We start from the raw sequence: 7892 nt of genomic DNA, 5'->3' as shown, positions 1-7892 counted from the left end.
GGATGGAATCCCACAACGTCGGCTGATCATTTACAGTACGAAACACAATGTCCTCGAATCCTTCTCGCCAAGGGTTCGAGGACATTGTCCCAGTTCACGTGCTGTCAGGTGTCGGTTCTCAAAGTTGATGGCGGAAGCCGACGCCTCTAGCTGCAGGTTTGCAGGATTCTCATCAAAATGGCGGACGCGTTTTTCTCAACTTTGTGGCGGATCCTAGAACGGCACGGTGGTGCTCATTTAAGACGCAGGCCGGTCGATGGTGAATCGTCGACCACCGAGTCGCCTGCCGTGCTGGTGGCGACCGCGCGGGGAATGTAAGGGCGCGCCATGAAAGATGAAGTAGCGCAACGTATACGATCTTCAGCAACCATGGATAATCTACATTATCGATCAATTTGACAATAGGCGCGACGCGACCAGCGGCGTGCGTTCGACGCATCGCCGCTCGCAACCGTCCGTAGGCATCTGGTAGGCGCGGCTGATGACCACGGGCTGACAGCCAGCGAGTGTGCGCCGCTACTCCGGCGCGAGGCCTTTGCCGACGAGAGCCTGGGCGGTCGAGACGACGGCCTCAATCGAGTCACGTTCCGGATCCCACCACTCGACCGCCCAGTTGAGGGCGCCCAGCACAAAGAAACGAGCCATCTCAGGGTTGATGTCATCCCGAATCTCGCCGCCAGCGGCTGCGGTGGTGAATAGCTGCTGCCAAATCCGGCCGTATGCCGCCTCTTCCTCCTTCTGCCGCGTTCGGAGATGCTCGGGAATCTGGCCGGCGTTGCGGATCGAGGCAGTGGCGTAGTCAGAGAGTTCGAGTACGTGGCGCAGGTGCGCCTCGACGGCCACCAGGATCTTGCCCATCGACGGCGTTTGTGGTGGCAGATCGCACAGCGCCTGCAGCAGATGCCTTCGCAGACTGCTGATCCCGCAGAACATGACCTCCTCGATGAGGGCTTCCCGCGAAGAGAAATGGTAGTAGATCCCAGGTGCTTGCAGCTGCGCATAAGCTGCGACGTCTTGGAGGCGCAGACCCGAAAATCCCTGCACGCTCAACACATGCGCGGCTGCATCCAGGATGCGCGTACGGGTGCGCTTTGACTTCGAGTCGCCGCGCTCCGCACGCGCGCGCGACGTGTCGGCCTTTCGAACCATCAAGGAATTATCTTCGGCATTAATCATCGCGTCTTCCTAAGGCTCACAGTATGATTCGTAGGTCGCCCTACTCCAGCGGGGCAATCCCGTTCCGCTGGAGTACGGATGTTCGACCAAAGCGGTCCTCCCGTAATCCCACCCGGGAGCCTGCAAGTCGAATGCCAAAGATGCGGCAGGTTCCGCGGGCCCCGACACTGGCGCGTGCTGTGGCCGGGTCGCACCACTGCAGGCCCAATCTGTCTCGGCAGCATCGACAACGGCGCCGTTCTCTGCGGAGCGAACCCGGTGTGGCTCGATTGGACCATCGCGAAGACGTCCTCGGCGGCGGTGGCGATCACCGATGACGGAGCCAGATTGCGACAGCGCCCGTTTGCGGGGCCGTGTCTGCCGTCGACGTCGCGGTGACGACGGGCCGGGCGGGATGTGAGTGGTCGGTCCATCACGTGTCAGGTCGCCAAAGGGAGCAACACGGATTGATATTCGACGTACGCGGACAGGCTCTCTGGTCCCATCTCTCGGCCAAGTCCGCTCAGCTTGACGCCGCCAAACGGGGTGTTGAATTGGCAGCCGAATCCGTTGATGGCGACGATTCCGGTCGTGATCCGCTTCGACAACGCCAGTGCATGGTCGATGTCGGTCGCCCATATCGACCCGGCGAGACCGTAATCGGTGCTGTTGGCGATCGCGACAGCCTCGTCGTCGGTGTCATAGGCCAGGATCGACACCACCGGTCCGAAGATCTCTTCCCTTGCGATGGTCATGTCGGAGGTCACCGAGTCGAACACTGTCGGCTCGACATACCATCCCGTCGTCAGCCCAGCCGGTCGTGCGCCGCCGGTGATCAGGCGTGCGCCTTCGGCGCTGGCGCCGAGGATGAAGGATTCGACGCGATCCCGTTGCTTGCTGGTTACCAGGGGTCCGATGTTGGTCGCGGGATCAGCGGGGTCGCCGGTCTTCAATGCGCCGACCATGGCGGCGAAGGCGTCGGTGAATTCCTTCGCGCGAGACCGGTGCACGAGTACCCGCGAGTCAACCCCGCAGACCTGCCCGGAGTTCACGAAGCAATTTAGACCCAGTCCCGCGACCGTCGACTCGATGTCGGCGTCGGGTAGGACGATCGCTGCTGACTTGCCGCCGAGTTCGAGTGTGGTCGGCAAGAAACGTGGTCCGGTCAGTTCTGCGATGCGTCGTCCGGTCGCGACCGAGCCGGTGAACGAGACCTTGTCGATTCCGGGGTGTTTGACGAGGTGCTCCCCGGCGTCACGGCCACCGGAAACGATGTTCAGGACGCCGGCGGGTAGTCCGGCGGCCATTGCTGCCTCGGCGAGGGGACGGAGCGACAACGGCGCTTCTGGGGCCGACTTGAGCACGATGGAGCAGCCCGTCACCAAAGCCGGACCTAGTTTGAGCATGCTTAGGTATGTCGGCGCGTTCCATGGAATGACGGCGCCCACGACTCCGACCGGTTTGCGATGCACCACACTGGTGAGTCCGTGAGAACCGGTGCGCCGCTCGCTATCTGTGTAGTTCTCCGCCAGGCCGCCGTAGTAGTCGAGGATCCCGATTGCCGGGTCCACCATGACGGGGCGGGCTTGGCTGACCGGACAGCCCATTTCGGTGACCTGGAGTGCTGCCACCTCCTCGGCGCGGGGGACGAACGCGGCGAGCAAGTCGGCGATGACCGTCGCGCGGTCCTGCACGGTCGTGGCGGCCCATTCGCCGTTCTGCGCTGATCGCGCAGCGTCGACGGCCGCATCGATGTCCGCGCCGCCACCAGCGGGTACCTTTCCGACAATCTGTTCGGTGTGCGGCGACACGACGTCGATGGTCTCGCCGGACTTCGATGGCGTCCATTGGCCGTCGATGTAGTGGGTCTGATGCTCAGTCACCGTCAGTGTCCTTCCGTTGCGTCCGACGCATTCCGTAATCGCCGAGATCCCCATCGGGGTGTGAGACATGTGGCGCGCGAATCCATCGACGGCGCGTGACTGGGCACTATTGCCCACGGCTCGATTTGCGGTTCCGCTGTGCCGCGGTCGTGTATTCGACATCAATGTCGATTCATCAAGCTATCATCCGGTGACACGCGCCACAATGGGGCCCGGGGTTTTGCGCTGGACCCATTCGCGACGCCAGCCCGATTCCGATTTCCGTCTTGCGCCCCGAGGCAGGGCGGCCCGGTTGTGTAGCGCGCAAGCTATGACCAACCCAGCAACTCGGGAAGGACGGCCTCGACGATCTGAGAATGCGACTCCCCCGAGGGGCCGGTGCGCACGAAGTCCTCGGTGAGCAGAAACCGTGACACCCCGAGTTCCTTGAGCTCCCAGAGCCGTTCGAGTACCTGCGGCGCGGATCCGATGACGGCGTTTCGCTGAGCGAAGTCCACCGACAGCCCGGTCAGGTGGCTGGCATCGGAGCGGCCATGCGCGGTCATGTCGTAGGTGCCGTGGAAATCGGAGAGTTCCTTGCGGTCGTCGTCACTGCTTACGAAGCCGGTGACCGCACCGTGCATGACGGAGAACCTGGAGAAGCTCGCGAGCTTGCCGGAGGTGATGTGCGCTGCGGTGGCCAGGTCGTCGTGGACGGCGATGTTGAGATAGGCACCGATGGCGAGGCCGTCGGGGTCCAGGCCGGCGTCGACACGGGCGGTGCGAGCTACGTCGATGGCAGCGGCCACCCGATCCGGATCGCCGCCCACGGACAGCGATACGCCGTCGGCGAGGACCGCGCCCAGCGCTATCACCCTCGGTCCGGTCGCCGAAACGTTCACCGGCACAGGGGTCGAGTTCGGTCGGATCCACCCCAGCCGGCTGGCGCTGGGGGCCTCCCCCAAGTTCAAGGTGTCCAGCGCTTTGATGTTCGCCGGAACCAAGCCCGGGTCGAAGTCGACCTCGCCGCCACGCAGATAGGTGCGCAGCGCCGTCACGTAGCGACCGAACGGTTTGACTCCCATGGGCGCGAAGCCCAGATGCGCCAGTGCCGAGTCACCGCGTCCGATGTCGACGGAGATGCGTCCTGAGGATTCGGCTTGCAGCGTGGCCATGGCCCCTGCCAGCACGGCGGGGTGGCGGGTGACGGAGTTGGTCACTCCCGGCGACACCATCACCCGCGACGTGGCCGCCACGCACATCGCCATCTCGACCACCAGCTCAGCGGCCAAGTTTTGTGAATCCGCCAACAACACGCCAGTCCAGCCCTCCCGCTCGGCCGCCGCGGCGTCGCGACTGGCCACGCGGGGCAGATTGGGAAGCAGGGTCCAAGCCTCGGTTGTCACGTTCATCCTCCAAGTTGTCGGGAGCCGTTGTCACACAACGTCTCTCGAATCGATGCGACCGGTCCTGCGCCGCGGCGGGCGCATCGTTGAGCGGCGCTGGCCCGAAGATGGCACCAGCTCCGCGGATTCACGGTCTCATTTGAGGAGGAACCCGGCGTCGACGGGGAAGGCCACACCAGTGACGTACCGCGCATCGTCGGAGACCAGGTAGGCAATGGCGTTGCTGATGTCGATCGGCTCGATCTTGCGTGTGGGCAGTGCGTTGTTGAACCGATCCCCAGCGGCGATGTCGAGGTTGGCGGCCGCGAAGGCGGCGTACTCGTCGTTGCTGACCATGGGGGTGTCCACGCCACACGGGTGCACGGTGTTGACCCTGATCCGATGCTTGCCGAGCTGCTGGGCATACAGGCGCATGAGACCCACGACGCCGTGCTTGGCTGCCACGTAGGCGGCCTGCCCCGGCAGCAGGTTGAGCCCCAAACTGCTCAGACCGGCGGTGGAACTGGTGATGACGATCGCACCGCCTTGATCGCGTTCGATCATCCCGGGCACGGTGACGTCCAAGACGTTGAAGACGCCGGTCAGCATGGTGTCGATGCCGTCGAACCAGGCCTGAGGTTGATCACCGGGCGGGATCACGGGCATGATCCCGGCGTTGGGCAGCACGAAGTCGACATGCCCGAACGCCGCGATGCCGGCGTCGTAGGCCGCGACGACGTCGTCGCGACTGCGGACGTCGGCGACGTGGGTGACGATGCGGCCACCAAAGGCCTCGACGAGGCGAGCCGTCTCGTCGAGGTCTTCCTTGGTCGACATCGGATAGAACACCGTCGCTATTTGCGCGCAGATGTCGAGAGCGATTATGTCGGCGCCCTCCTCTGCCAGCCGGACCGCATGCGATCGCCCCTGTCCGCGTGCGGCGCCGGTGATGAACGCGACCTTGTCACTGAATCTGCCCATGGCTACTACCTCTGTTCCCTCTCGACCGCTGCGGTGGTGGCCGCGAACGGAGTGGTGTCCGTACTCACAGGTCCAAGACGATCCGGTCACCTCGCGCGCGGGAAACGCAGATCATCATGGTCTTGTTCGACTGCCGCTCCTCGTCGGAGAGAAGCGAATCGCGGTGGTCACAAGCGCCTTCCACCACGAAGGTCTCGCAGGTGGCGCACGTGCCTTCCCGGCATGACGAATCCACCGGGATCCCGGCTTCTTCGACGGCTTCGAGGATTGTCTGGCCGGTGGCCACCGCTAGCGTCAGCCCCGACTGCGCGAGTACTACGTCGAAGGGCTGGTCGCCGCCGTGGTCGGCGACGTCGACGGCGGTGAACCGCTCGACGTGCAGGTCGGGTACGCCGAGCTCGGCGCATTTCTGCTCCACGGCGCCCAGCAGGCCTTCGGGGCCGCAGCAGTAGACCAGCGTGCCGGACTTGAGGTCATCCAGCAGGTGCGCGATCGGCAGCACGCCGTGCACGTCCTGTTCGTAGACGTGCACGCGATCCCCGAAGGTCGAGGTGAGCTGCTGCACGTAGGCCATCGATCCGCCGCTGCGTCCGCCGTAGGCCAACATCCACTCCGATCCCTGGCGATCGGCTTCGGCCATCATTTCCACCAGCGGTGTGATCCCGATGCCGCCGGCGAGGAAAAGGTGCCGCTCGGCGGAGTGGAAGTCGAAGTTGTTGCGGGGTGTCGCGACCTCGACGAGGTCTCCGACCGCCAGCTGATCGTGGACGTACTGCGATCCACCGCGACCATGCGGTTCCCGCAGCACCGCAATGCGATAACGGCTGCGGTCGGCGACCTCACCGCAAAGGGAGTACTGGCGGACCAACTCGGCGGTCAGCGACAGGCCGATGTGCGCTCCGGCCTGCCAGGCGGGCAGCTCGGCACCGGAGGGGTCGGCCAATTCGAGTTGCACGACGTCGTCGGCGACGGTGCGCTTGTCGACCACGTGCAACCGCAGTCGCGCCCTGGTCGTCATCGCCGAACGGTCCGGGTGGCCAGGCTCAGCGGGCGCTCGGTTGTCCCTCGTCGAGCGGTTTCCACATGCAGGCATGCGGTCACAGCGCCGCTGCCTCGTGGACGCTCAAGGTCATCCGAACGCTGCGCATTCCCCAGACCGCACCGGTGTGCGACTCGGAGTCGACGACCTCGTAACGGTCCACCTTGCGGTGAAATTCATCCAGGGCGGTCTTGAGCATCACCCGCGCCAGACCCGAGCCGATGCAGGTGTGCGGTCCGACCGAGAACGCCACGTGCCGGTTGCGCGGCCGGTCGAGATCGAAGCTCCATGGCGCATCGAAATCGTCTTCATCCCGGTTGGCTACCTGCAGCAGGCATTGCACGGTGTCCCCAGCCCTCATCTGCACCCCGCCGAGCTCGCAATCCTCTACGACGGTGCGGTTGGGAACCGCCGGCGTGCTCCAGCGCAACAACTCCTCGACCATCCCCGGCAGAGCTTCGAGGTGGGAGCGAAAGTAGTCCTGAGCATCCTCGTGGCGCCCGAGGTAGTCCAACGAGCGCGAGAGCACGCTTTGGGTGGTGTCCAACCCGGCCAGACACAGCAGGACCAGCATCGGGATCAAGCGTGACTCAGGGATGGTGCTGCCGTCGTCGAGGGTGGCGTTGATGAGCACCGTAGTCATGTCGTCGGCGGGATTCTGTTGACGTTCGGCTACTCGGGCGCGCACGTAGGCAGCGAGCTCCTGAACCGCCTCGGACTTGGTTTTGGCCTTCTCCTCTTTGCTCTCCCCACGCCGACCGTTGAGTTCGCGCTCGACGATGGGCTCGAGGACGTGACGGTCCTCTAGCGGCCAGTCCACCAAGCCCAGGAACATGGAACTGGCCAGCGGGCGCGAGAAGTCGGCGACGATGTCGGTGACATCCTTGGCCAGCATGCCGTCGATGAGACCTGCAGCAAGCTCTCGGACCTGATCTTCGAGTTTGCGTACCCGCGCCGGAGAGAACAGCGGGGTGAGCACCTTGCGGTAGCGCCGGTGCTCGGCGCCGTCCAGTTCCAGCGGAACGTGCAGTTCGCGTTCTGATCTCGTCAAGGTGATGCCCTGGCCCGGCTTCGCGCTGGAGAACTTGTCGGTATTGGACAGGATGTAACGGTTGAGCTCGGCGGACAGTGCCACCCAGTGGCCGTGATTGGAGTCAGTCCACACGACCGGACCCAAGGCCTGCCAGTCCCTGGCGCGCGCAAGGAGTTCGGCTGCAGTCTCCTCGGAGGCCAGCCCGTCATAGTCGACGACCAACCGTTCGGGAACGTGTACGGGGCGTGTAGTCACCGGTCCTCATCCTTCGAAGCCATCGGCGCGGCGCTCGGATCCGTTGCCGCGGAACCGACGTCGACCAAGCGAGTGTTCGTTTCGACGCAATGCACGACCAGGCCAGGGAACAACGGGTGCGGCCCACGCGGACGGGGGTTGCCCTGATCGCTATCGCGCAGTTGTCGACATTGATGTCGATT

Annotated in this window: 6 protein-coding genes; all 6 read right to left on the bottom strand. The window is 64.4% G+C overall.

The annotated features are described in order from the left end of the window. Positions 1-516 precede the first annotated feature (516 nt). Entirely contained in the window at positions 517-1149 is a 633-nt protein-coding gene (locus WAN02_RS01615) for a TetR/AcrR family transcriptional regulator (protein WP_422262207.1), read from the bottom strand. 446 nt (positions 1150-1595) lie between these two features. Further along, positions 1596-3038 (bottom strand): aldehyde dehydrogenase, encoded by a 1443-nt coding sequence (locus WAN02_RS01610; protein ID WP_422262205.1) that lies wholly within the window; start codon positions 3036-3038, stop codon positions 1596-1598. A 308-nt stretch (positions 3039-3346) separates the two neighbouring features. Then, on the bottom strand, positions 3347-4423 hold the full coding sequence (locus tag WAN02_RS01605) for an LLM class flavin-dependent oxidoreductase (RefSeq protein ID WP_422262203.1): 1077 nt from the start codon (positions 4421-4423) through the stop codon (positions 3347-3349). A gap of 135 nt (positions 4424-4558) precedes the next feature. Beyond that, the gene (locus WAN02_RS01600) at positions 4559-5383 is read right to left on the bottom strand and encodes a mycofactocin-coupled SDR family oxidoreductase (protein WP_422262201.1); all 825 of its coding nucleotides are present in this window, start codon (positions 5381-5383) and stop codon (positions 4559-4561) included. A 64-nt stretch (positions 5384-5447) separates the two neighbouring features. Next, entirely contained in the window at positions 5448-6401 is a 954-nt protein-coding gene (locus WAN02_RS01595) for a PDR/VanB family oxidoreductase (protein ID WP_422262199.1), read from the bottom strand. A 79-nt stretch (positions 6402-6480) separates the two neighbouring features. Then, positions 6481-7710, bottom strand: a complete 1230-nt coding sequence (locus WAN02_RS01590; protein ID WP_422262197.1) for a cytochrome P450 — start codon at positions 7708-7710, stop codon at positions 6481-6483. Between the last annotated feature and the right edge of the window lie 182 nt (positions 7711-7892).

The organism is Mycobacterium sp., assembly GCF_049281135.1.
GTDB lineage: Bacteria > Actinomycetota > Actinomycetes > Mycobacteriales > Mycobacteriaceae > Mycobacterium.
This window is presented reverse-complemented; position numbering and strand designations above follow the sequence as displayed.